The 248-nt window shown below is 56.9% G+C and carries 1 pseudogene; it reads left to right on the top strand.

Features of this window, described 5'->3' with window-relative positions:
• A pseudogene (glnQ, locus tag SB756_RS33550) lies at positions 1-178 on the top strand (glutamine ABC transporter ATP-binding protein GlnQ); the annotation flags it as partial.
• Between the last annotated feature and the right edge of the window lie 70 nt (positions 179-248).

Genomic DNA, 248 nt, shown 5'->3' with positions numbered 1-248 from the left:
GGCGGAAGAAGGCATGACGATGGTGATTGTGACGCACGAAGTAGGCTTCGCACAGAAGGTGGCCTCACGGCTGATCTTTATCGATAAAGGCCGGATTGCGGAAGATGGCGATCCCGACAGCCTGATCAGCAACCCACCGAGCGAGCGTCTGCGCGAATTCCTGCAGCACGTCTCCTGATCAAAATGGGCCGCTAAGTGGCCCTTTAAGGTTGTTGACAACGTTCGCCCGGTCCGCTGTAAGACCGTAC

The organism is Pseudomonas sp. SIMBA_068 (assembly GCF_046534705.1).
GTDB lineage: Bacteria > Pseudomonadota > Gammaproteobacteria > Pseudomonadales > Pseudomonadaceae > Aquipseudomonas > Aquipseudomonas putida.
Note: the sequence above shows the minus strand (reverse complement) of the source record. Positions and strands in the feature narration are given on the sequence as shown.